The 24,516-nt window shown below is 45.2% G+C and carries 25 protein-coding genes; 12 read left to right on the plus strand and 13 right to left on the minus strand.

Annotated elements, in window-relative coordinates:
* Positions 1–13: 13 nt before the first annotated feature.
* A complete protein-coding gene (locus QT998_RS13910) occupies positions 14–829 on the minus strand; it encodes an MOSC domain-containing protein (protein WP_333090615.1) in 816 nt (271 codons plus the stop codon).
* A 345-nt stretch (positions 830–1,174) separates the two neighbouring features.
* On the opposite strand from QT998_RS13910, the gene QT998_RS13915 reads away from it, so the two are divergent.
* Positions 1,175–1,888: a carbonic anhydrase gene (locus tag QT998_RS13915; protein ID WP_333114907.1), complete on the plus strand. Its 714-nt coding sequence runs from the start codon at positions 1,175–1,177 to the stop codon at positions 1,886–1,888.
* A 171-nt stretch (positions 1,889–2,059) separates the two neighbouring features.
* Here QT998_RS13915 and QT998_RS13920 read toward each other — a convergent pair whose 3' ends face one another.
* Positions 2,060–3,247, minus strand: coding sequence for a tetratricopeptide repeat protein (locus QT998_RS13920; RefSeq protein ID WP_333114906.1), 1,188 nt, complete (start codon positions 3,245–3,247; stop codon positions 2,060–2,062).
* A gap of 560 nt (positions 3,248–3,807) precedes the next feature.
* On the opposite strand from QT998_RS13920, the gene QT998_RS13925 reads away from it, so the two are divergent.
* Positions 3,808–4,080, plus strand: coding sequence for a GlsB/YeaQ/YmgE family stress response membrane protein (locus QT998_RS13925; protein WP_194013129.1), 273 nt, complete (start codon positions 3,808–3,810; stop codon positions 4,078–4,080).
* 253 nt (positions 4,081–4,333) lie between these two features.
* On the opposite strand, the gene sppA is transcribed toward QT998_RS13925, so the two are convergent.
* From sppA to QT998_RS13940, 3 genes are all read right to left on the minus strand, one after another.
* Positions 4,334–6,154 carry a signal peptide peptidase SppA gene (sppA, locus tag QT998_RS13930; RefSeq protein ID WP_333114902.1) on the minus strand — a complete coding sequence of 607 codons (1,821 nt, stop codon included), beginning with the start codon at positions 6,152–6,154 and terminating at the stop codon, positions 4,334–4,336.
* A 366-nt stretch (positions 6,155–6,520) separates the two neighbouring features.
* Positions 6,521–7,570 carry a type 2 isopentenyl-diphosphate Delta-isomerase gene (gene fni, locus QT998_RS13935; protein ID WP_333114901.1) on the minus strand — a complete coding sequence of 350 codons (1,050 nt, stop codon included), beginning with the start codon at positions 7,568–7,570 and terminating at the stop codon, positions 6,521–6,523.
* A 143-nt stretch (positions 7,571–7,713) separates the two neighbouring features.
* Positions 7,714–8,397, minus strand: a complete 684-nt coding sequence (locus tag QT998_RS13940) for an SDR family oxidoreductase (protein WP_333114899.1) — start codon at positions 8,395–8,397, stop codon at positions 7,714–7,716.
* A 79-nt stretch (positions 8,398–8,476) separates the two neighbouring features.
* Between QT998_RS13940 and QT998_RS13945 the strand changes: the two genes are divergently transcribed.
* Positions 8,477–9,586 (plus strand): S-(hydroxymethyl)glutathione dehydrogenase/class III alcohol dehydrogenase, encoded by a 1,110-nt coding sequence (locus QT998_RS13945; protein ID WP_333114897.1) that lies wholly within the window; start codon positions 8,477–8,479, stop codon positions 9,584–9,586.
* A 90-nt stretch (positions 9,587–9,676) separates the two neighbouring features.
* Entirely contained in the window at positions 9,677–10,531 is an 855-nt protein-coding gene (gene fghA, locus QT998_RS13950) for an S-formylglutathione hydrolase (RefSeq protein ID WP_333114895.1), read from the plus strand.
* 22 nt (positions 10,532–10,553) lie between these two features.
* Here the strand turns inward: fghA and QT998_RS13955 are convergent, their stop codons facing one another.
* Together QT998_RS13955 and QT998_RS13960 are read right to left on the minus strand one after the other, a co-directional pair.
* Positions 10,554–10,838: a tetratricopeptide repeat protein gene (locus tag QT998_RS13955; protein WP_333090601.1), complete on the minus strand. Its 285-nt coding sequence runs from the start codon at positions 10,836–10,838 to the stop codon at positions 10,554–10,556.
* A gap of 106 nt (positions 10,839–10,944) precedes the next feature.
* The gene (locus QT998_RS13960; protein WP_333090599.1) at positions 10,945–11,859 is read right to left on the minus strand and encodes a branched-chain amino acid transaminase; all 915 of its coding nucleotides are present in this window, start codon (positions 11,857–11,859) and stop codon (positions 10,945–10,947) included.
* 461 nt (positions 11,860–12,320) lie between these two features.
* Between QT998_RS13960 and QT998_RS13965 the strand changes: the two genes are divergently transcribed.
* On the plus strand, positions 12,321–12,689 hold the full coding sequence (locus tag QT998_RS13965; RefSeq protein WP_194010532.1) for a Lin0512 family protein: 369 nt from the start codon (positions 12,321–12,323) through the stop codon (positions 12,687–12,689).
* A 149-nt stretch (positions 12,690–12,838) separates the two neighbouring features.
* Here QT998_RS13965 and QT998_RS13970 read toward each other — a convergent pair whose 3' ends face one another.
* Positions 12,839–13,951, minus strand: coding sequence for a hypothetical protein (locus QT998_RS13970; protein WP_333114893.1), 1,113 nt, complete (start codon positions 13,949–13,951; stop codon positions 12,839–12,841).
* A gap of 477 nt (positions 13,952–14,428) precedes the next feature.
* Between QT998_RS13970 and QT998_RS13975 the strand changes: the two genes are divergently transcribed.
* The 3 genes from QT998_RS13975 (at position 14,429) to QT998_RS13985 (ending at position 16,471) form a co-directional block, all read left to right on the plus strand.
* Positions 14,429–14,569, plus strand: coding sequence for a hypothetical protein (locus QT998_RS13975; RefSeq protein WP_333090595.1), 141 nt, complete (start codon positions 14,429–14,431; stop codon positions 14,567–14,569).
* A gap of 68 nt (positions 14,570–14,637) precedes the next feature.
* A complete protein-coding gene (locus QT998_RS13980; protein ID WP_333090593.1) occupies positions 14,638–15,120 on the plus strand; it encodes a YqhA family protein in 483 nt (160 codons plus the stop codon).
* Between the two features lie 631 nt (positions 15,121–15,751).
* A complete protein-coding gene (locus tag QT998_RS13985) occupies positions 15,752–16,471 on the plus strand; it encodes an SAM-dependent methyltransferase (RefSeq protein ID WP_333090590.1) in 720 nt (239 codons plus the stop codon).
* A gap of 52 nt (positions 16,472–16,523) precedes the next feature.
* Here the strand turns inward: QT998_RS13985 and QT998_RS13990 are convergent, their stop codons facing one another.
* From QT998_RS13990 to QT998_RS14005, 4 genes are all read right to left on the minus strand, one after another.
* Positions 16,524–17,624: an iron-containing redox enzyme family protein gene (locus tag QT998_RS13990; RefSeq protein ID WP_333114891.1), complete on the minus strand. Its 1,101-nt coding sequence runs from the start codon at positions 17,622–17,624 to the stop codon at positions 16,524–16,526.
* A gap of 198 nt (positions 17,625–17,822) precedes the next feature.
* Positions 17,823–18,350, minus strand: coding sequence for a rhodanese-like domain-containing protein (locus QT998_RS13995; protein WP_333090588.1), 528 nt, complete (start codon positions 18,348–18,350; stop codon positions 17,823–17,825).
* The gene (locus QT998_RS14000) at positions 18,340–19,107 is read right to left on the minus strand and encodes a sterol desaturase family protein (RefSeq protein ID WP_333114889.1); all 768 of its coding nucleotides are present in this window, start codon (positions 19,105–19,107) and stop codon (positions 18,340–18,342) included. Before QT998_RS14000 ends, QT998_RS13995 begins: the two co-directional genes overlap by 11 nt.
* Positions 19,108–19,122: 15 nt before the next feature.
* Positions 19,123–19,713, minus strand: coding sequence for a type IV pilin-like G/H family protein (locus QT998_RS14005; protein WP_333114887.1), 591 nt, complete (start codon positions 19,711–19,713; stop codon positions 19,123–19,125).
* Positions 19,714–20,022: 309 nt separating this feature from the next.
* On the opposite strand from QT998_RS14005, the gene QT998_RS14010 reads away from it, so the two are divergent.
* Positions 20,023–20,583: a Uma2 family endonuclease gene (locus tag QT998_RS14010; RefSeq protein WP_333114885.1), complete on the plus strand. Its 561-nt coding sequence runs from the start codon at positions 20,023–20,025 to the stop codon at positions 20,581–20,583.
* A gap of 7 nt (positions 20,584–20,590) precedes the next feature.
* On the opposite strand, the gene QT998_RS14015 is transcribed toward QT998_RS14010, so the two are convergent.
* Positions 20,591–22,372 (minus strand): AAA-like domain-containing protein, encoded by a 1,782-nt coding sequence (locus QT998_RS14015; RefSeq protein WP_333114883.1) that lies wholly within the window; start codon positions 22,370–22,372, stop codon positions 20,591–20,593.
* A gap of 175 nt (positions 22,373–22,547) precedes the next feature.
* On the opposite strand from QT998_RS14015, the gene QT998_RS14020 reads away from it, so the two are divergent.
* The 3 genes from QT998_RS14020 (at position 22,548) to QT998_RS14030 (ending at position 24,325) form a co-directional block, all read left to right on the plus strand.
* Positions 22,548–23,093 (plus strand): NfeD family protein, encoded by a 546-nt coding sequence (locus QT998_RS14020; protein WP_333114881.1) that lies wholly within the window; start codon positions 22,548–22,550, stop codon positions 23,091–23,093.
* Positions 23,094–23,222: 129 nt separating this feature from the next.
* Positions 23,223–23,783 (plus strand): paraslipin, encoded by a 561-nt coding sequence (locus QT998_RS14025; protein WP_333090579.1) that lies wholly within the window; start codon positions 23,223–23,225, stop codon positions 23,781–23,783.
* A gap of 116 nt (positions 23,784–23,899) precedes the next feature.
* Entirely contained in the window at positions 23,900–24,325 is a 426-nt protein-coding gene (locus QT998_RS14030) for a type IV pilin-like G/H family protein (RefSeq protein ID WP_333114879.1), read from the plus strand.
* The last annotated feature ends 191 nt before the right edge of the window (positions 24,326–24,516 follow it).

Raw genomic sequence — 24,516 nt, forward strand, 5'->3', positions numbered from 1 at the left:
TCGTGCTGTACCACTAATCAGGAATGGCATTAAATAGGGATTTGGTGACTCTGAGGATTTGAACTTCGTCTCCTATTCGTACTATTTTTCCGGCGGCTTCCCGTGGTACTCGCGTGTTAACTATCGGTCTGCTCAAGTGATTTAAACCCCCATCTTTTGCCAAGTCAGGCATAATTTCCTTGTACTTGGCTATTAGTACATTTTTCAAATTTGGATAAGCTTCTGTCGTGGCCGAATTTCGCGTTGATAGGAGACAGGGCTGACGGGGTTTAATACCTTCAAATATTACTGTCCCTATTTTAAACCTAACAATTTCGTCTGCTTCTGGAAAAAGTTGGTCTTCCCAAAAAGCCGGGACATCTCCTATTTCAATATTAGCTCGCAAGCGATGTCGCATCTCGTTAACGCAAACTCTCGGAAACCAAGATGCAGTTTCGGCAATTGTTTGGGTACTGACAATAGTTGGCCCCGGTGCTGCGGTATCGTCGGGAAAGCCTGTCAGCAAGTTTTCAATTAATTGAACGGAGAAACCGAAGTAGCTACTCAACCAATATTCTATTTCGGGGCGTTCTCTATCTACATGAAAAAAAATTTCTTGTTCGGTGTCTTTAATTTTTAGACCGGCAATTCTTTTTTTGATGTCAAATGAAAAGTGCAGAAAATGGATTCCGCTGTTGCGCTTAGTGTTAATAAATTCTCCTGCTGCGTCGCAGATTGCAAAAGAGCGATCGCCTTCTAGAGCTCCGCTAGCAAGAATAGTGGCTTGACTGACTGCTATGCCGTCCAGAGACTTGACTGGATAGATATGAATGCTGGCAACGTAAGACATTTTGATTTATTTATAAATAATTGTCTTTTTAGATACACTATAGCATCCTCTGCCGGCAGAAGGATGACGGCTGTTGACTTTTTGAAATAAAATTGGGCAATTTTTTTGAAGTGTAATTTTTGCCCTAGATATTTGTAAAGAATAATTAAATAATTTTGGCCGCTATTGCCGATCTTGTGGTAACTCTTATGCTATAAAATATAGGACTTAGGCACGGGCGACCCGAAACCGGGTTTTTAACTAAAATATTTATTTAAAACTTTCTTGGGAGAATTTTAAAAGTCTGTTTTTTTGTTGGGGTGCGTCCATGACTAAAGTACAAAAAATTGAACTGAGTTGCAAATAATGACTGAAAGCGAAAAAACAGGCAGGATTTCGCGAAGAAATTTAATGTTGAGGGCTGGTGCAGGGATGCTGGCGGCAAGCATTGCACCCACGCTTTTACAAGCCCAAGCTGCAAATGCTGCAGAGATTATTTCTGAGATCACTCCCGACGGTGCTCTCAAGAAATTGATGGAGGGGAATCAACGCTACATTGAACAAAAACGGACATTTCCCGACCAAGCCCGATCGCGAATTGTCGAAGTAGCGCAGGGTCAACATCCGTTTGCAACCATCCTTGCTTGTTCTGATTCGCGGGTTGCTCCCGAAATTATTTTCGATCAAGGATTGGGTGATTTATTTGATATCCGAGTAGCTGGAAATTTTCTCGACGATGTGGTTCTGGGAAATATCGAATATGCCGCATTAGAATTAGGTGTTCCGCTATTAGTAATTTTGGGTCACGAACGCTGCGGTGCTGTTAAAGCTGCTTTAGACGGCAAAGCTGTACCCGGTCACATTGGTACTTTGGTGGCGGCAATTAAACCGGCTGTGGATGCGACAAAAAATCTCGATGGCAATGCGTGGGATAATGCAGTCAGAGCTAATGTGAAAATGAATGTGCAGAAGTTAAGTTCTTCGTCGCCTATTTTGGCTGAAGCTGTGAAAGCGGGCAAGCTGAAAGTTGTTGGGGGGCGCTACGATTTGGATAGCGGCAAAGTGGAGATAATTGCTTGATTTTGCTGTAAGTCATTAGGCATGGGCCATGGGGCATGGGGCATGGGGCATGGGGCATGGGGCATGGGGCATCTTGCCCGATCGCGAAGTCAAAGGCTAGTCCAACGTCATTGGTCATTAGTCCTGTCCCCGATCGGGAATATCATTGGTTAATAAAGTAGATATGCCAGCTTAAATCAAGCCCATTTCTTGCAGGCCTCGGCGGAGGCGTTCTGCTTCAAAGGGGCGGGACTGTTCGTGAAGGGCGATCGCTCTTTTGAATTCTGCTAAACTCTCTGGCATTTTGCCAATTTTTAGTAGCGCTACTGCCAAGTTTTGATGAGCTTCGGCGTATTCGGGAGAGATTTTAATGGCTTGTCGGTAATAAGCGATCGCATCTGCTAAATTTCCGCCTGCTTTCAGCGTCAGTCCCAAATTGTAGTGACCTGTTGCAAAATTGGGGTCTATTTTTAATGCTGCTTTGTAAGCTTTTTCTGCAGCAGGCAAATCTCCTTCATCTTTGAGCAAATTGCCCAAATTGTTGTAAGCGCCCAACTTCAGCGCCGGGAAAACATTCGTATTAATTGCCGCTTGATAGTGTTCTTTTGCTTTAACAAACTGCTGCTGCTGGTAGTAGGCAATTCCTAAATGATAGTTGAGTTCATAAATAATAGAATCATCAATTGCGACATTCGTCAATCCTCTGGTTAATAAATTAATTCCCCGCCCAATTTGCCCGCTTTCTACATAAAGCGCGCCTAATTTGCTACAAGCATAGGCGTCGTTTGGATAGTAAGCTATATAGCGTTCCATTGCTGCTTGAGCTTTTTGGAATTTATTTTTGGCGGCGATCGCATTTTTGTGATAACCAGAGTGGTAAATCGCCACATCGGGGAGAGAAGCTATTTTCCATGTGGGTTCCCTCTGCAAAATCTCAGCCGCGCTGTCGTCTATCATGGCGTGGTAGGGGCGAGAGAAGCGGATGTCGGGGCGATTGCGAAACAAGCGCGAGACGAGGGAATAGGGAGATTGAGATGCACCGATTTCTTGGCGAATGAGATTGATTAGCAGCAGTCGATCGCTCTTAATGGCCTGCTTAAGAAGAGGTACAATCTCTGGTACCAAAACCTCATCGGCATCCAAAACCAAAATCCAGTCGCCTCGGGCGTGCTTGAGAGACTCATTGCGGGCTGCTGCGAAGTCGTCGCACCATTCAAAGTCATAAACCCTCGCCCCAGATTCACGGGCAATTTCACGGGTGCGATCGCCCGAACCAGTATCAACCACGACTATTTCGTCAACAACACCCTTAACGCTGTCCAAAGTCCGCGACAGTGTTGCTTCTTCATTCTTGGCGATCGTGCACAGTGTCAGATTCATAGGATAATTGTAATTTTTTTTACCAGTACCACACAAAAATTCCGAGAAAAGATTCTCCTATAGCGGTTCTCAAAAACATGAGGTATGCCAAATTATGCGACGATCAGCTTTTCGCACGGAGGCCGTCTTTACCTCCAGAAACCTCTGAAAGCCTATAGGCACTTGCGATTCCCAATTCCCAATTCCCAATTCCCAATTACCCATTACCCATTACCGGACATACCTCATCTTTACGAGAAAGGCTATATATCAGCTTAAAAAGATAATACTACTGCGGGCGCTTGCTGCAAACCTCAATAGTCCTCCGTCATTTTCATCTAAAATTTCAAATCTCAAATCGGATGCTTTTCCTTTGGCATTGAGCATAAGTACCTTGCGTCGCGAAAAAGACTGGGTTAACTCTTTTGACTGATTAAATAGCCTCAAATTCCGAGGATTCACGACAAATTCTACCACTTTCGGTTCCTCCTTACGGTAGAGGTAATGGTGAGTCGTCAGTTGTTATTCTTGGTACATAAGACAAAGAACGAAAGAAAGTTAAGTATTCAGGAGAAAAAGAAATGTTTGGAATTATTGCTTGGGTCGTTTTAGGATTGATTGCCGGTGCGATCGCCAAAGCCATTTATCCCGGAACTCAAGGCGGCGGTTTTCTCGCAACGACAGGTTTAGGAATTGTGGGTGCCCTAGTGGGAGGTTATCTAGGTCAAGTCTTTTTCGGGACAAGCGCGGGAGCTTCATTCGGAGCATTGACTCTACCCAGCATAGCTTTTGCCGTCATCGGTGCTATCGTGGTACTTTTCGTCTGGGGATTGTTAACTCAGCGTGCTGCATAAAAAATATTTTCTATTCCGAATCCTGCAGATTTTTAGGGTATTCATAAACCCGGTTTTTTGAAAAACCGGGTTTTTCAGTGAATAGCCCCCGCTGCGATCGCTATAATAAGATTAGTTCGTAGTGAAGACTTTAGTTCTCTAACAGATGCAGACTAAAATCCTCACTACAAACCTTGTTTATTTCATCGGACGGGTGCGGCTAAAACCGCTGCTGCACAAACAAAACCCATGCCAATCGGGTTGAAGATTCAAGTTAATTAATCCGTAAATTGAAAGGCAAGCGAACGTAAACGCCTTGCGGGTCGTTCATGGACTTGACAACAGCTAATTCATCCTGCATTTTCTTAACTTCAGCAGTCAGCGGGTCGAGTTTGGTGGCTGGTTCCAAAACATGAACGCCTGAAAGTCTTTCCAAAATTCGCTCCTCCAAAGTGCGATTTTTTGGATATTCTTCTAACTGCCAGTTTTCACCTAGTTTAGCTTGCTCCGCCGCAGCTTTGATAGCGTCTTCTAAACCGCCAATTTCATCGACTAAACCCAACTGTTTCGCGGCGGTACCAGACCAAACTCTGCCTTGAGCAATTTCTTGCACCTTGTTTTTTGGCAGTTTGCGGGAGTCGGCGACTTTGGTGATAAATCGATCGTAAATGCGATCGACTACTCTCTGAATATTCGCCAATTCTTGAGGAGTTTTCGGGCGGGAAATCGTTTTACTATCGGCAAAGCGGGCGGTTTTCACCACATCCCAAGTCACGCCGTTGTTAGCAGCCAACTTTTCGACGTTAAATAGCATTCCAAACACGCCGATGGAACCCGTAATCGTACTCGCTTCGGCAAAAATTTTGTTGGAACCCATCGAAATCCAATAGCCGCCGGAAGCTGCTAAATTGCCCATCGACACGATAACTGGCTTTTTTTTGCCCGTCAGCGCGACTTCGCGCCCGATGACTTCCGCTGCCGTCGCGCTGCCTCCGGGACTGTTAACGCGCAAAACTACTGCTTTTACGTCGTCATTTTCTCGGATTTTCCGCAATTCTCTAGCAATGCGATCGCCCCCTACTTGAGTCGGCCCGCCGTCCCCATCGACAATCTCACCCTCAGCGTAAAGCACAGCAATCTGGTTTTTATTGTCAGCGCGAGTTGAGTTTTTACTCTCAGCAACTCTCGCGTAGTTTTTCAAGCTAATTTGCTTAAAAGATTTGTCTTCGCGATCGGTTCCTGTGAGTTTTTTGAGTTCCGTCGTAATTTCGTCAAAGTATACAACTTTATCAACTAACTTACCTTTGAGAGCTTCGTCAGCCATCAAAGTTCCGCCATTATCTGCCACCGCTTGCAGTTGCGGCACGGTCAATTTGCGGCTCGGGCCGATAGTTTTCAGGTATTCTCCCCAAATATCTCCGAGCAGTTTTTGGGTTTGCTGGCGATTTTCGGGACTCATTTGTTTGAGCAAAAACGGTTCCACGGCTGACTTGTATTTGCCGACGCGAGTCACTTGCACTCCCACGCCGTATTTTTCCAAAGCACCAGTCCAGAACATTGCCTGACTGCTAAAACCGTTGATTTCTAAAGAACCGTAGGGATTGATAGCAATTGTGTTGGCGACTGAACCGAGGTAATAATCTCGCTCGTTCCAGTCCATTTCGTAAGCAATAATGGGTTTTTTGGCATCTCGGAAACGCTGTAAGGCCGATCGAACTTCTTTGAGATTAGCAAACCCGCTGCTGCTGGAATCCGAACTGCCTTCGAGATAAATGCCCACGATTTTGGGGTCTTTTGTCGCAGATTCGATCGCGTCTAAAACAGTCCGCAAAGTCACTGCATCGCCGGACTCGTCCGAAAGAACTTCTTGAATCGCCGCACTCGTGCTGCGGTTCGGTTTGCTATCAGTGATATTTAAAGAAAGGTCTAATACCATTACAGACTTATCTTTAACTTGCGGGCCTGAATCTTTTGACGACGATGCCGCGACAGCAATTAGCAGTACCAACCCTCCCAATCCGATGCCGCCCAGCAGCAACAGTCCGAGGAAGGTTCCTAGCAAACTTGCACAAGTATATTTGAGGAAATCTTTCATTTAGATAATCTGTAATTGGTGATTAGTCATTAGTCATTGGTCATTAGTCATTGGTCATTGGTCGTCTGTAATTGGTGATTAGTCATTAGTCATTGGTCATTCGTTAGATCAAATCCAGTTATAGCGGTATGATACCTAGCGTGCGAGCGGGACGATCGAACTGCACTCGGAAAAACATTATTCTGATGCCAACGGCAACGATATTATGAGTCATTGCTGCAAGTATAATTTAGCAATTCTCCACTGTCGTTAGTTATTAGCTGCGGACTAATGACTGCTGACTAATGACGGAAAGGGAGCGGGGACAGCACTAATGACTAATGACTGATGACCAATGACTAATGACCAATGACTAATGACTTACTTTTATTTTAACCTTTCCAAAACCCCAGAATATTTTAAATCATGCAAGTTAGCGCAGCCCGTACAAAACATCACGGTGGCAATCTCTGCAATTAAAACCTCAGCGAGGAGGGCTGCGACTGATTCCGATTGCGCTGCTGCTTCCAGAAACGGCCGCGCCAGCCCTGCAACATCCGCGCCGAGGGCGAGAGCTTTCGCTGCATCCAAGCCGTTTTGCAAGCCTCCAGAGGCAATCAGGGGAACATCTGGGGCGGCAGCGCGGGTGCTGACAATGCACTCGGCTGTGGGTATTCCCCAGTCGGCAAAGGTTGCGCCCAACCTGCGCTGCTTGCTATCTTTGGCTCGCTGTCCTTCTATTTTCGCCCAAGAAGTGCCTCCGGCTCCGGCAATGTCGATCGCGCTTACTCCAGCCTCCAGCAATTTCTGTGCCATCTTTCCTGAAATACCGTTGCCAACTTCTTTAGCAATTACTGGGACTGGTAATTTTTCGCACAATTTTGCAATTTTATCTAACAGTCCTTTAAAGTTAGTATCGCCTTCGGTTTGAACGCATTCTTGCAGAGGATTTAAATGTAAAATAAGGGCATCGGCTTCGAGAATGTCGATGATTTTTTGACATTCTGCCAAGCCGTAATTATAGTTTAACTGAACTGCTCCGATGTTAGCAAATAGCAGAATATCGGGAGCGCGGCGGCGCACTGCAAATGTCGGAGCTAGTTGAGGGTTTTCGACAGCGCATCGCTGGGAACCGACTCCCATTGCTAGTTTGTATTCTTGAGCGACATCGGCGAGGCGGTAGTTGATTGTCTGGGCTAGTTCTGTGCCGCCTGTCATTGAGGATATTAGCAGGGGTACGGCTAGTTTTTTGCCGAGGAATGTGGAGGTTAAATCGATTTGGGCGCGATCGAGTTCTGGCAAACAGCAGTGAGTAAAACGGTAGTTTTCGAGTCCGCTGGTAGTTTCGCGAAATTGTACGTCTTCTTCGAGGCAGATCCGCAGATGATCTGCTTTGCGGGTTTCGGTTTGCGAGGGCGAGGTTTGCGGCAAGTTCACAGTGGCTGTTTGGGGAAAGAGTTGTGATTTGGGAATACAGTAATTTTATTTCATTTTTGAGTTTTTTTTTACCGCAGAGAGCGCAGAGGGCGCAGAGGAGTAGAAATGAGAGATGTTTGCAAATTATGTTTTCTGTTGCTTTGTTATCCAGGAACGGTCATCGGTACGCCGTTATCTGAAGGTTTTAATTTCAGCAGCAAAGGCACTGCTTTTTGCACCCAGGCTTTGATTGAGGTGTAATTTACCGCATCTTCGCCGAAACAAATGTCTAGCATATCTGTGTGAATTATGCCGGGATTTAAAGGAACTGCTGCCATACCTGGGGGCAGTTCTTGGGCTAGCGATCGTGTAAGTCCTTCAATCGCCCATTTAGAAGCGCAATAGGGCGCGACTTCCGGCGAAGTTGACCTTCCCCAACCGGAACTAAAGTTGACAATTATGCCGCTTTTTCTCGCAATCATTGCCGGGACAAAGTGGCGAATTACATTAGCAGTACCTTTAATATTAACATCAATTAGCTGAGAAAATTCTTCGCTGCCGACATTCCAAAGCGGCGCGGGATGGTTGACTAAAGCTGCATTGTTAATGAGCAAATCGGGAGCCTGATTATTTGCCAGTATTTCTGTAGCCCAAGCTTTGACTCGATCGTCGCTGGTGACATCCAAACAAGTAAAATAATGGGGTTTACTATATTTTTGGTTGAGCTTTTTCACCGCTTCCGAAGAACGGGCGCATCCTAAAACTGTGTGTCCCAATTCAATAAATTTTTCGGTCATGGCAAGACCGAGACCGCGACTGACTCCGGTAATTACAATTAATTTGGTCATAGATTTGCTGAAGTTTGGCAGAAAGTAATACAATACATATTGACTGGTAAATTGACAAATCGATCGCAGGGAATAAACCATGAAAGTAAAAGCAGCAGTTGCTCGCAGTGCCGGCCAACCTTTGACTATTGAGACGGTCGATTTGGATGGGCCGCGGGCTGGAGAGGTGCTGGTGGAAATTAAAGCGACTGGTGTTTGTCACACCGATGCTTTCACTCTTTCCGGCGCAGATCCCGAAGGTTTGTTTCCTACTATCTTAGGCCACGAGGGAGCCGGGATTGTGGCAGATGTTGGGCCGGGAGTGACAAGTGTCAAAAAGGGCGATCGGGTAATTCCACTTTACACTCCCGAATGCCGCAACTGCGAATATTGTTTGAGCAAAAAAACGAATCTCTGTCAAGCAATTCGCCTGACTCAAGGCCAGGGAGTGATGCCCGACGGCACGAGTAGGTTTTCCATAGACGGTGAAAAAATTCACCATTACATGGGAACTTCTACCTTTGCAAATTATACAGTATTGCCAGAAATTGCGGTAGCAAAAATTCGCGATGACGCTCCTTTTGATAAAGTTTGTTTGATCGGCTGCGGCGTAACCACGGGTATCGGCGCTGTCATCAATACGGCAAAAGTAGAACCAGGTTCTAATGTGGTAGTTTTCGGTTTGGGCGGCGTGGGTTTAAACGTAATTCAAGCCGCTCGCATGGTAGGAGCTAACATGATTGTCGGCGTAGATTTGAATCCCGACAAGCGAGAAATGGCAGAAAAATTCGGCATGACTCACTTTGTTAATCCCTCGGAAGTGGAAGGCGATTTAGTGCCTTATTTAGTAGATTTAACCAAAGGCGGAGCTGATTACAGTTTTGAATGTATCGGCAACATTAATGTAATGCGCCAAGCTTTAGAATGCTGTCACAAAGGTTGGGGCGTGAGCGTAATTATTGGGGTAGCGGGAGCAGGTCAAGAAATTAGCACCCGCCCGTTTCAGCTAGTAACTGGTAGGGTTTGGAAAGGCTCGGCTTTTGGCGGGGCGAAGGGCAGAACTGATGTCCCCAAGATTGTTGATTGGTACATGGATGGTAAAATTGACATTGACAGCTTGATAACTAAAGTAATGCCGATCGACAAAATTAATAAAGCCTTTGATTTAATGCACAAAGGCGAAGTAATTCGCACAGTCTTAACATTTTGAACAAACAACTTCTCTCTTCTCTATTCCTCTGCGTCCTCTGCGCCCTCTGCGGTTAAAAAAAATCTAATTCCAAAATGAAATAGAATTAACATGATCTCTCACACCCTAAAACTGCACAAAGAATATCAAAGCTTTGGCGGCAAACTCGGCTTTTACAGCCATCAATCCTCAACCTGCAACAGCGAAATGAAATTCACTGTTTACCAACCACCCCAAGCTCAAACTCAACCCGTACCAATTCTCTATTTCCTATCAGGTTTAACCTGCACCGAAGAAAATTTTATGGCAAAAGCGGGGGCGCAGCAATTTGCGGCAAAATACGGGTTAATGCTAGTTGCGCCCGACACTAGCCCGCGCAATACTGGGATTCCTGGGGAAAATGAGAGTTGGGACTTGGGAAGTGGCGCGGGTTTTTATATTGATGCGACAGTTGCACCTTGGAATTCTCATTATCGAATGTACAGTTATGTGGTTGATGAATTGCCGAATTTAATCGCCGAAAACTTTCCAGCGATACCGAAAAAACAGGGAATTTTCGGTCATTCGATGGGCGGACACGGGGCTTTAATTTGTGCGTTGAAAAATGGATCTCGCTATCTTTCAGTTTCGGCTTTTGCGCCTATTTGCGCGCCCGTGCGCTGCCCTTGGGGACAAAAAGCTTTTGCAAATTACCTCGGTGGTGACAAAGAGATTTGGAGCGCTTGGGATGCTAGCGAATTGGTTGTGGCAGCACAGTACAACCGTCCGATTCTGATTGATTGCGGCACTGCTGATTCGTTTTTGGCTGACGGGCAGTTGTTGCCGGACGTGTTCGCGGAGGCTTGTGCGAAAGCGGGACAACCGCTAACTTTAAGGATGCAGGATGGTTACGATCATAGCTATTATTTTATAGCGAGTTTTATGGAGGATCACATTCGCCATCACGCGGCTGTTTTGTGCGGGTAAACTTTGTTCGATCGTTCGGACTTTAGTCCTTAAACCTAATTTGATTGTGCAGGGCACCCCAAGGAACTAAAAGCATATCAGCTATTTGCGATTGTCCTCTTGCCCTGTAAATATCCATAGCTTTCTCAAAATCTTCAATTCCCCCCTGTAAATCTCCAGCAGCAGCTCGAACATCAGCACGGATCATATAAGCTTCTACAAAGTCAGGATTGAGATTAATTGCTTGAGTAAAAGCTTCAACTGCTTCATGGTACAGCCCTCTACGACCGAGGTCAAATCCTTTTTCATAAAATTCTTGAGATTCCATCGCATTTCTTAATTTCTGCTATTCATCTTGTATAAAGGAGCGAGTGATGGTTTGTAGTGAGGAGTTTGGTCACGAAAAGAAGGACTGAAGTCCTCACTACAAACGGTCAATTTAGGTCGATCGCAAATACCCAGTCTTTGTATTGGCTGTCGCGATTTTCGATAATCCCGGTGAGTTTGTCCAAAATCTTTTCGGTGATGGGTCGGTTTTGAGGCAATTGATAGTTTTCTATTCGGTTGATTGGGGTAATTTTGGCGGCGGTTCCGCAGAGGAAAATCTCGTCTGCAATCAACAGTTCTGATTTATCAACTGGTCTTTCTATGACTTCTATTCCTAAGTCTCTGGCGATAGTTATAACGCTGTCTCTGGTAATTCCTTCGAGAATATCTTGATCGAAACCTGGTGTCACTAATTTACCGTTTCGGGCGATAAATATGTTCATTCCTGAAGCTTCGCTGACTTTTCCTTGGGTGTTCATCATAATCGCTTCGTCGAAGCCGGATTCGACTGCTTCTGTTTTGGCTAAGGCTGAGGTGATGTAAGCGCCGCTAATTTTGCCTCTTAATGGTAAGCTGCGGTCTTCTTGGCGGTACCAAGAGCTAATTCTACAGTTAACTCCTGCTTTGGGTAAGTAGTCGGAAAGTTCTAATCCGTAGACAAAGAAGTCTGTTTCTACGTTGTGAAGTCGGGGGGCAATTCCTAAGCTGGATGTGTAGACGAAAGGGCGGATGTAAAATGATTTTGTTGGTTGATTTTTTTTGACAAAATCAATGATTATATGTTGAATTTTGTCGGCGGGTAAATCACAGTGGAGGAAGCTGGCACTTTGGCTTAATCTTTGACAGTGGCGCTCTAATCTAAATAGAAGGATGCGATCGGGATTTTGGGGGTCGGGAATTCCTCGCAACCCGCCTAAAACTCCGGTTCCGTAGTGCAGGGCGTGGGTGGCTATGGAAATGTTGGCGTCGCTAAATGGCAGAAATTGGTTTTGAAAGTAGGCAATTGGTAGAAAACTATCCATGATTTAAGCTGGAGATGAGTTTGGCTTTCCGCGAGGAGTCGTGAATTGGGTTATACTACCATAAGTTATACCAATTTCATAAAGTAGCGCTAGATATTACCCCCCCCAACCCCCTTCGTAAGGGGGGGCTAAGACTTCATCAGCACATCTTTAGAAAAATGGTATTAGACGATTTTAGATACTTCGGCTTCGCTATACAAGTTTTAGATTCTTCGACTTCGGCTTCGCTGTACAAGTTTTAGATTTTGGATTGAGAATGATTGATGACTATTGGGCTTTGATGGTTGCATACAGTTGCATTATTTGTTGAAACTGGGATGATTGTTTTGTGGTTTTATCGATCGATAAAATAATATAAATAGTGGTCAGGTTGGGAGATAATTGTATTGTTTTGAGAAAGAGTGCGATCCTCTTTGGGGCTTCGCTAACGACTGCAAGCAAATATCAACGAAGGGGTAACTGTGGCACGTAAATGTTTCATCATTGAAATGGGGATGGGTATTGACCAGCACGGACAGGAACCGACTGTAGCGGCGGCTAGGGCTGTACGGAATGCGATCGCCAATAATGCTCTGTTAGGTGTCTGGGAAGTGGCGGGTTTGACTGACCCAAATCAGATGATTGTGGAGGTTAAGGTGGCTGTTCCTTACCCGGAACAAGTGCGACCCGATGAGGTGTTGGCGGTGCTGCCTTTTGGTAGCAAAACTCTGATTGTGGAGCAAGGAGGCATGGTGGTGGCGGGAAGGGCGATCGCCTCTCTGAATGATAAAAATGATGAAATGTTAATCGCTGTGGCGGCTGTGACTGTTTTTGTGGACACTCAGGACTAATTTTGTGTTGTTTGAATAAATCAGCCCTGAAGTACGATCGCCCTTGAGAAAATTACGATCTATTTAGGCAAAGTAGTAGGGTGCGTCAGAGATTTTGCCTCAAATAGGGGAGAAAAGGCGAAGTTCTGACGCACCCTACAAATTTAGTGTTACTCCGATCGGGTGAAAGTGCGATCGGACGCTGTACGGTCTTTCCGAAGCAAGTTGAGCAAACCGAACACGCCGAACACGCCCAGCCAACCGAAGTTATTGGGGCGATCGCGCCGAGCACTCAAAACTCCAGAATTCGCCCCAGCCGGCGTCACTGTCGTAACGTCTGTCGTAACGTCTGTGGAGCTTCCGGTAGTACCAGTTGTACCTGTCGTACCAGCCGGCATCGGTGTCGTACCTGTTGTACCTGTTGTGCCTGTCGTACCAGTTGTACCAGTTGTACCAGTTGTACCAGTTGTACCTGTTGTACCTGTTGTACCCGTGCCAGCACTTCCAGGAGTGCCTGTCGTATTGGTTGTACCAGTTGTATCGGTTGTGCCTGTCGTACCAGTTGTACCAGTTGTACCTGTCGTACCAGCACTACCAGGAGTGCCTGTCGTACCCGTGCCAGCACTACCAGGAGTGCCTGTCGTACCCGTACCAGCACTTCCAGGAGTGCCTGTCGTACCAGTCGTATCGGTAGTGCCAGCAGTACCAGTTCTGCCTGTCGTACCAGCAGTACCAGGAGTGCCTGTCGTACCTGTCGTATCCGTTGTACCAGCAGTACCAGTGGTATCGGTTGTACCTGTTGTGCCTGTCGTACCAGCATTACCAGCAGTACCAGCAGTACCAGGAGTGCCTGTCGTACCTGTCGTACCAGTCGTATCCGTTGTACCAGCAGTACCAGTGGTATCGGTTGTGCCTGTCGTACCTGTCGTACCAGCATTACCAGCAGTACCAGCAGTACCAGGAGTGCCTGTTGTGCCTGTCGTACCAGTGGTATCGGTTGTGCCTGTCGTACCTGTCGTACCAGTGGTATCGGTTGCACCTGTTGTGCCTGTCGTACCTGTCGTACCTGTCGTACCGCTTGTACCCGTACCAGCGCCTGTACCAGTTGCATCCGTACCCGTGCGAGTGCCTGTACCGTTGGTGCCAGCGCCTGTACCGCTGGTGCCAGTGCCTGCGGTACCTCCCGACTGGGCAGAGGCAGGCACTGTTAAGGAAACCGTTGCTAAACCTACACTACAAGCCCCTGCTAAAATAACTTTCAACAACAATTTAGAAGATTTCATGATTATGCTTGCTTTTGCATTATAGATTCCTGCGAGCGGGTTTTGAGGCCAAAACAGCAGGTTTAAATTGACAGCGTAACTTACAACTTTTATAAGATTCACTGCGGGACAATCAAGGTAATGAAGCCCATTGATTGCGGTTACTTTGATTGATTTTCCGTGGAAAATCACACCAATATGTCCATACTTTATAAGGTATTACCACTCTGGCAACTTCGCCATTCATCTTTAGGAATATTTCGGAAAAGGGCGTTTCTTTCAAGTGGATGATATTTGCTTTTGGGGTTTACGAGATCCATCAAAACCTAGGGATAGGGCATATAAACCCGGTTTCTCTGATTTTGTGGCTTAGTGTTGCGTTCGCTTAACTCCCTCAGATGAGTTAGTTGAATATTTTTTTAGCGCTACTGTTTCTGATGTTGCTGCTGGCATTTTTGTCACTCGCAGCCTACGGATCAAACTTTCCCAGCAAACTCAATGATCTCAAAAAGCTCTCAGGCGATCGCCCGCTGGTTGCCGAATTCGCCCGTAACCTTTCAACTGCAAGGTTTTGATGGGGCTTGGGGCGCGGCCGCAGCACAATTGCTTGCTGGTCAGTGCGATCGGGCAAAACCCTGATATAGTAAACCCAAAGGTATGCCAGAGAGCGGTTCTTCTCTCATAAATTTCCCCAGCGGATATCAACTATGCTGCATCGAATTCTTGCCAAAAGTCGCTATCTAATGATAATTGCTGTACTCGGTTCTTTTATAGCCTCTGTGACACTTTTGATCTACGGTGCCCTTGAAACGATCGCTACCATCGGCTACATTATCACTACAGGGCCGATTTCCAGCGAAAACTCTAAAACACTGATTCTGTCCTTTGTCGAAGTTGTAGACTTGTTTCTGCTAGCCACAGTATTTTACATTACGGCACTCGGACTTTACGAACTGTTTATTGACGATCGCATCAAAGTACCAGACTGGCTAGAAATTCACACCATAGACGACCTCAAAACCAAACTTGCCAGCGTGATAGTCGTCGTATTGAGCGTATTATATCTCGGCCAGGTAGTTAAGTGGAACGGCGATCCGAACATCCTTTCATTAGGAGTGAGTATCGCTTTAGTAATCGCTGCGCTGACGTATTTTCTGAGTTCGCAGGTAAAAAAGCCCAAGTCAGATTAAGGCCTGTTTGAGCAGGGAAATTACCAAAATTTTGCTGATAGAGCAACGGCATCCTAATGGGACTCTAGGCTCACAATAAATTTTATATAAAACCTGTTAATCGCTATAGCAATCCTCGCAGGATTTGTAGGACTGCTCAGTTCGAGCGAAAGCAGGGCCCACAGGCGAGGAAGAGCCGATCTAATCGTGTGCCTAGGCTCTTCATCGCTTACACAGTTTCCTTTCGCTCCAACGGGGAACCACTTATTTAAATTGATAAACGGATTGCTAGGGAATTGCAATCTATCAATAGGATGAATATTATTAATTTTACGTTCAATCGAAAGTAATACTTTTACAATCGCACGAAGTCAAACAGGAAGAGTTTTTCCATTTTTTGATTGGAGATTGAAGAATTGAGGGATTGAGAACTCGATCGCTCAATACCTCATCTTTAGATCGAACTGCTATAGATTTTTCATTTTTTGAGTTGAGATTTTAAATGGGGGAATCGATCCAAAGATAAGGGAGCGAGCTCTCCCTTATCTTTGGATCGAAGTGCTATAAAACTTGATTAAATAGCTCTTGGGACAGATGGCTGCACTATTACTTATTCGATATTTTAAAAAGAGTAAACTTTGTTACAGAATTTATGCTCACTTCATCCAATCCTCTGAAACAAGTATTCCACTGCCCGGAAGAATCGAATTTTTACTCGCACTGCTTGGAAAGTTTAGTGTTAAATGCCAGCGACAATTCTAGACTTATCGTAGAGTTTGGTTCAGGAGAAGGAAGTCCAGTTATTAAGTCTTTGCTGAGAACAGATTTTAGCGGGACAATACAAGGATTTGAGCTAAATAATGTAGCTTGGAAAATTGCTCAGTCTCAAATTAAGCAATATCAGATCAGCGAACAATATACGGTCAACAATTGCTCTTTTTTTGATTCGCTTTTATATCAGTCGGCGGATTGTGTCATCTCGAATCCGCCTTATTTGCCTGCGGTGGATGACAAGATTTATCAGCCGCTGTTGCACGGCGGGAATGATGGTTCGACAATTGCTAAGAAACTTTTATCTTTGGACTGCGATCGAGTTTTGCTGATGGTTTCTAGCTATTCTAATCCTGTGGGTTTGATCGATTATGCGTTGGATCGAGGGTACTCGGTGGCGAATTTTGAGATTGCACCTTTAACTTTTGGCTATTACAGTTCGGAGCCCAAGGTGAAAAGCGCGATCGCCACTCTCAGAGAACAGGGAATGGCTTTTTATTCAGAAAATATCTATCTGCTGGCTGGAGTTTTGTTTAAGAAGCACCAAAAGTCGCAAAGAGATTTGTCGATCGAGCTAATTCAGTTAATGACAGCATTTTAAGCTAATTCCTGGTAGGGTGCATCAGTCTTTGATACACCCTAGGATATAGCTGTTAATTGTGCTCTGTGGCTTGGATCGATCGCACTACAGCAGCAGCAGCCCGATCGCCGATCGACTTCTCCTGATCGTAGCCCAACACCAACTCCCACGCCTCCTGCGGGTATCTGTCAACCAGCGGAATCGCCACCTCATCAAGCATCCAGCGCCCGTGACGTTCGTCTTCGCGGATGTGCAGTTCCCAATAGCCCATCGCAGCCTGCGAGAGGCCCAGACGCTGGGCGGCCGCTAGATAATTGCGGTAAGCGACGGGCCCGGCCACTTCAAAATAGGTGAGTCCGCCGTTGTAGCGCAGAAAATGGCGCTTGCGTTCCGTCAGCAGGAAATTGTGATTGATGCTGGCGAGCACTTGCCAAGGCACCAAATCGAAATACGCCTCCGGTTCCGTGTTCATACCGAATTCTGCCAGCATTTGGGCAAAATAGGTCGAGTGTTTGCGGGCTAAGCGACCGCCGCCGTATTCTTCGATCAGCACTCGCGTAAGGGTGCACTGAATTTCGTTGCCGGCACCGCCGATGATGCGAGAAACGCGGCTGGCTTCCACTAAACCGTCGAAGGAGGCGATCGCCAGCAAGTGCTTGTATCCCTCTTCAGTCATCTGTTCTCGCAGGTAGCGATCGATCTCAGTAAGCTCTGGATCGACATCGGCAGCGGCGCGATCGCGCAGGGCTTGCTTGACATCCTCGATGTTTTGCAGCGCTGCAACGTCGATTTGGGCGATTTCCCATTGCTGCCAGGGTGCTTCGATGCGATCGCGCACAGAACGCAAATAGTGCGATCGCTCATTGTTGTAGCGGCGCAAATCGTCGTACCAAAACAAGTTGAGGCGGTTGACGCGGTAAAGTATGCGCTGCAAGAAGCGGTGAGCGGCCTCATCGCCCGGTTCCTGTTGGTAAGCTGCTTGAATTGCATAGGCGATCGCGCTTTCAAAATCGCTGACAAGTAACGGTTTTGCCGCCACCGTCTTGTCTAAATCCTCGACTTCTAGCAAATTGACAAATTGGCGATCGGCTGCTTCGTAATTTGGGGGTACGGGTTGCTTTTTGGGAAGACTCGGCGACTCAGAAGAAGAAAGTATCTCTAGGGTGTTTTGCATGGAATCAAATTATGCTAACTCAGATTATTGTGCTGCCTGCCAAAACAGCCAACCTTTGCAGATTGCCGAATATTCTGGCTGCTTATTTTCAAGATAGCTAATCATTCAGCCGGCTACACCTTTCTATTGATAGATATTTTCGACTTACCCTTGTTCTCGGCTCTTCCTTTAACTAACTAACCCATTACTCCTGACAGTCTATTTCTGCGATCGAGTAATTGGGGCTAATATTTCAGCGTCTTTTTTAGCAGGTATAGCTTGCCGCCATGCTGTGATACCGCCTGAGAGGAAAGCCAAATTCAACCCAGTTTTTTGCAATTTTTGGTATGCTTTAACTGAGCGCGCTCCCCGCGCACAATAAAGTACAACAGTTGGCTGAGGTTGATTAAATTTGACACTGGATCGAGCCATAGCTTGCACTTGCTTGACACCGAATCCAGCTTCAATGTCAGTTATCGGAACCAGCGGACTTTCACCGATGCGATCTTCTGCGTATTCTTCGGGCGATCGCACATCTATCAAAATCACTGGTTTCAACTTACCCTGCTGCAATTCGGCAACAGTTACTTGTTTCGTATTTAAACTGGCGATAAAAGTTAGGATATCCATGTGATGAAATAGGGCAACTGCACCCACAGAAGCAACACTCGTCAAACCAAAACCCATAATTGCCAGGAAAAGGCGAGAATAGCGCTTAATACCTGGTTTTGCATTTTCATCTAGCATTTTTAATCATCCTTGAAAATGGATAGAACATTTGTCCGACATATCCAGCAGGTATAGAATCAGAGATTCCATATTGATCAGGCATTTTTTTGGTTGGCATATAGATAGTGCCAAATAGCAAATCTAACAATGGCAACTGAACAGCAAAGTTTTTGTTGTGGATTTGGGGAATTTTACTGTGATGCCAGTGATGAAATTGTGGGGTTGCTACGAACCATTTTAGGATGCCAAATTTTAATTTAATATTAGAATGAATTAAAAAAGCGATCGCCGCCGAATAAAGAGCATAAACCACCAAACTCTCCTTAGTAAATCCCAACCAGTAAAGAGGCATAATTTTGCAAATCTGAGTAAAGATTTGCTCGCAGGGATGCACCCGCACTGCGGCTAACCAGTCCATGTGTTCAATGGTGTGATGGATTGCATGAAATTGCCAAAGCCAGGGTACTTCATGCAGTAGTCTGTGAGCAATATAATATGCCATATCTGAAACGATAACTGCTTCTGCCAACTGCAACCACAAAGGTTGAGAAGCTACTTTGCTTTGCAATTCCGGGTTTAGTAAATTAGTCATCAGCGACAAAATTACAGTCACAACAATAGCGCCGGATCTACCAATAAAGTGACCTGTAAAAAAATAGGTGGCATCCGTTGCCCATCCGAGACGGAATATCTTTTGCTTGTGCAAGGATAAAATTCTTTCGAGGGGAATGAAGATGCAAGCTAAGATGATGAAGCCTTTGACAATTTCTGGCATAATTTTGGTCGCAATTTACTTATTCAATTCTACTGTCCCATCACCGCAAGCTAATTTACCGTTAATATTTATTGGCTCAGCAGGTGGAGTTGGAGTATCAGACTTGGCAATACATAGTATAGTTAGCCTCGTACTTGTATCGGCAGCTTTCTTAGCCTTGGCAAGAGGAGTAGGTACTAAAAAAACAGCTCCGATAACGCTCTTGATATCCTTTTGTACTGTGCGGGATACGCCGTAACTAAATGCAGCTTTTTCACCAGCAATTACTGAATAATTGTAGTTGGTTGTTTGAGACTTAAGACCAAGATCGAGGGCATCAAGGGAAGTTGCAAAAACACCTTTTTCGGCAAAATAAGCTTGTTGAGCGCGGTTCATTGAGCTAACATATTGTTTAGCTTCTGACTGCTTCGCTTTATTGCCACAAGAGAGCAGATTCGGCAACGCGATCGCACCAAGTATTATGCTGCCCATAGGAAAATAAATAAAAGTGATTTTCAGAAAAGTTCCTACCCATGATTTACGTTTTTTGTCAGGGAGAATCTTTTTTTCTGAAGATTCCACTTTTTTATCGAGTGCATCGAGTTGAGGATTTTTCTTAAGCTGCATGATTGTTCTTCAAATGTGTTAGCCGATTAGTTGTCCAGCGAGTAATTATTGGAGGAGAGGCGCGACAATATTCAGGTTTCAGGTAAATGCCTCATTGAGGTTAAACTGAATATATCACTGAGTGCGGCGGGGTATGCAAACCTCGCATATTGTGCCTTGCTTCTACTCTATCTCTATTAAATCACCAGGCTATTTGAGAACTCGACTGACTTTTCATCGACTTCTCATCGACTTTAGACATCACTGGCATTTGGCATTTAATAGGGCGTGTGACTATAATCGAAGAAATAATTAGAGGAACGGTAAGTTATGGCAGTGCAGTTGCTCAAAAGACTTTTCACCGTAGAAGAATACCATCTGATGGGTGAAGCTGGGATTCTTTGTGAGGGCGATCGCGTAGAATTGATAGAAGGAGAACTTGTTGAAATGGCCGCTATTGGAACTCGTCATGCAGGTTGTGTTAACCGGATTACCCGACTCTTTTGCCGGCTTCCAGAAGAAAGGGCGATTGTGACGGTACAAAACCCCATTCAAGTCAGCCAGCGAACCGAACCGCAACCCGATCTAGTATTGCTGCAACCTCGCGCCGATTACTATTCAACTGCCCATCCTGTCCCATCCGAAGTTTTACTATTAATAGAAGTAGCTGACACTTCAATAGATTATGACAGAGACGTGAAACTTCCTATTTACGCTCGATCGCAAATTCAGGAAGTATGGATTGTCAATTTACAGGAAAACTGCTTGGAAGTTTACCGCCAGCCGACTGTTAACGGTTACAGTTTAATGCTGAGGTTTTGGCGGGGCGACGAAGTTTCGCCGCTGGCTTTTCCCGAATTTGTAGTTAGTGTGGATTTGGCGATCGGGTAAATAGGGATTATTTGCAGTCAAGCCGATCGCCAAAATACTCCTGATACAACCGACATCTCGGAATGCAATGATTTCCATCCAATTTCACCAACCCCATACTATTTAACTTAAACCCCAATTCTGACCTCAATCTAACTGGCTGAGAAACATTCACAACCTCTCTCATCGCCTCCATTAATTCCGAATATTTCTCTAAATTCCATAAATGTCGCCGCAAATGATCGCTGTAAATTCCCGCTTCAGTTGCAGATTCTTTCACTAACCGATCTAAAGTCACATCTTGACGCGAAATATGATACATCCCTAGCCGCACTAAATAAGGATTTCCGCCCACTAACCCCATCAAGTCTGCAACTTCATTCCCACTCCAATTCAATCCGTGCCGCTTTGCCAAATCTTGCACTTGCTGGGAATTAAACTCTGGTAATTCAATCGGTAAACCCACATTAAAAGGCGATTTGTTCACATCCAGCGGGATATAGACTTCCGTCGAATGCACCACAATCAAACGAAACTTTTTCCAAATATCTCGCCGTTTTGCTTCTTCGTGCAAAGCTCGCAATAACCCAAAGAAGTCGTCGGCAATTTCCGGTGATTCAAACAGGCGATCGCTCTCATCCAAGCCTAACGTCAGAGGTTTTGAGGATTCTGACAGCAAATACTGTTCAAAATAAGCCTTGCAGCACTGATTACTGCCAATTAAATCGGCTAATTCCCAACACTTGGGCAACTGCTCCAGCATTCCTAGCTCTTGACCGATGCTAGCACAAAACCACTGCAAAAATGTATCTGAATTAGCGAATATTTTCCGATTGGCTAGCTGAAAACTCAGCGCTACCGTGCGAGAACCTTGCTGTTCTGCGTGATGCAAAATCCTCGCCATCAAGGAAGTTTTGCCCATCTGTCTGGGCGCTTTAATGCGGATCAGTGCTCCCGGTTGGGCGATCGTCTCATAACAGCGGGATTCGATCGGAGGGCGATCGATATAAAAACAAGAAGTGAGTTCAACTTGTCCTCCCGGCAATTCTGGCGGCGCTGCTGGCAGGGGTTGAATTATTGACTGTTTTGTGCTAGTAATTGCGTGCCATTCTACAGCTAATTCATGGTCGGCAGTTAACGATGTGCGACCTTCTTTGATAATGGTTAAAATTTGTGATATTAACTTAAATGAGTCGCCAACACCGCGCCACAGCCAGGGCTGAATTCCTGCTAAATAGCTCAGTAAATCAAAGGAAAGCGGTGTATTTAATTCAAATAAAATCGGTAAAATTGCAGGTTTACGAGCAGTTAGATTGTGCAATTCCTTGGCTAGCTGCACTTGTTCCAATATCATTTCGCTAGCGGCCGATTCTTCGGAAATAAGCAACAGCAAATAATCGCAACGCTTTAAATATGAGCCTGAGTCGCTGCTGTTGTTAATAAAAAAGACCTCGTGGCCTCCCGCACTCAAAGCTTGGTGTAACTGCTGAGCAAGGGTTTTGTGTGAGGTCGATCGGGCGTTGGCGAAGCCCTCGAAGACGATCGCCACTGTGGCCCTCACCAGCACTACCTCCTCTGGCTCTGAATTCGCCTCAAAATCGGCTATATCGCGCCATTCCTGACCCAATCCGCGACAAATTTCTATGAAATTGGCATAATCCACAGGTTTGCCATTCAGAAAATGGCTGACTGTAGATTGGGCCATCCCTAAATCCTCAGCCAGGATTTTCTGACTGGGGAAGCCATTTCTCAGGAGACAGGATTTAACTGCGCGAATGCACTCTTCGCGCACCCTTAGCGATCGTGGCATTGCTTATCACAATCAAAACACTGAAACCATCATAAATGCCAACCGTCCCTAAAGTCGATGAAAAGTCGATGAAAAGTCGATGAATTTTCAAATAACTCAGTCGCAAACTCAAATAGCCACCTGATTAGATTAGAAATAACAAGGTTGAATCCCATCAAAACGAGGTAAAAGCATTGTGTATTCTATCCTAATTTGGTCGCTGGCCTCAGCCACTAATCAACCAGGTTTCGCCTTCACCCCGCCCCTATTCTGGCTGCTACTGGGAGTTGTGCTTAGTGCGATGGAGCTATTAATCATTAAAACTCAGCCCCAAAAATACAGATTTTACCTGCTAATGATGGGAGCTTCGGCTGTAATTGAATCATTTATTTTGTGGAGAGGTTCGGTAGCATTTCAATTTAGTTGGGCGAACATAATGTATGAAGATTTTGACTGGCAAATCTTCTACTGGATGGGGATAGCCATCGCGCTGAGCATCTGGATTAGACCAATTTTTATTGTTCGCAAAAAGTTTGTGATTCCCGAAGCAACCGAAGCGACAACTATCTCCGAAATTTTCCCCGGAGAAACCGGAATGGTGATTTATGAAGGGGCTTCGTGGAAAGCTCGCAATGAAGATTCCCAAGGGGCGATCGCACCCCGACAAAAAGTTTACGTTTTGCGCCGCGAAGGAAACACGCTGATTGTTGTACCTGACAGATTAATTCACATCAACGGCTAAATCTGAGTTGGCTCTTTTATGACTCGGCGAGTTAAATCGCTTCTTGCCAAACAAAGTCCCTCTAAGAGACTAAGAAATCACTATCAACTGTCAACTGTCAACTGTCAACTATTTACCAGGAGATTCACTATGTATCAGTATTTTTTGACGGTATTGTTTGCCATCACTGGAGTATCCTTAGCCAACAGCGTAAAAATTGTCCGTCAAGGAGATGAGGCATTAGTTGAAATTTTCGGAAAGTACGATCGAAAAAAACTAGAACCGGGTATAACATTTTTGATTCCCTTTGTCGAAACAGTCGCCTATAAACAAACTCTGCGCGAGCAAATTTTAAGGCTGTCACCGCAAGAATGCACGACGCGCGATCGGGTTGCCGTCACCGTTGATTTTATTGTGTACTGGCGAATTATTGACTTAGAAAAAGCTTCCTACAAAGTGCAGAATCTCAAGGAAGCGATGTTAAATATGCTGATTCTTTCAATTCGGACTCACCTTGCTAAATTATCTGTTGAGGAACTCTACACGGCTCGACATGAGATTAATAATGCTTTAGTGGAAGAGTTGGATACAACGACAGATCCTTGGGGTGTGAAGTTTACAAGAGTGGAATTGCGCGATTTTGCGATCGGCAGTAAAGTGATTCAGCCCACATCCATTGACCGGAAAGAAGTACAAAAGCTGCGAGCTTAGAGATTAGTATTCCATCATTTTCCTCGTTACCAGGCTCTGCCTGGTAACGCAGATCCAGAAGCTCTGCCTCGCCGATTTTAATTCGCATTGTATATACCATTTAAGGAGACAACACCATGACTAACAATAAAGAATCAATAGTTCGCAATGCAGCTTCTCGCGGTTGTGGATGCTTATTACTTATAGCCGGTATTGGAGTAATGAATGGGATAGCTCTGCCATTTTATCTAAATAATACCAATAGAAGCAAGCAGTCAGAAGCAAAACAGTATGTTGGATCAATGAACAAAGCCCAACAAGCTCACTTTGCTGAAAAAAGTGCTTTTGCTACTTCTGTTAATGCTTTGGAAATTGGGATTAAAACCGAGACGACCAATTTCAAGTATTCAGTTCGCACCACTAAAAAAGCAGGATTTAATTATGGAGTATCCAAGGAAAAAGACTTCAAAAGTTATGTCGGCGGTGTCTTTCTAGTTCCTGCTAAAAACTTTGATCTAAATGCTGCTAAAGAGGAAATAACTACAACGTTCATCTTGTGCTAAACTGATTCTCCCGGTACAATTAAACCAGCGGAACCCACCTATGAAAATGGTAAAATTGCTTGTGGGAAAGGCACAAAAGAATGGCCAAACTAATCTAACTATACGCAATATAATGACCGTCGATTACAATATCAAATCGGCCTTCACTTGAGGTTTACTGGACTAAAGTTCTTACAACAAACAGAGAGGAT

Source organism: Microcoleus sp. S1D4 (assembly GCF_036700765.1).
Classification (GTDB): Bacteria; Cyanobacteriota; Cyanobacteriia; order Cyanobacteriales; family Microcoleaceae; genus Microcoleus.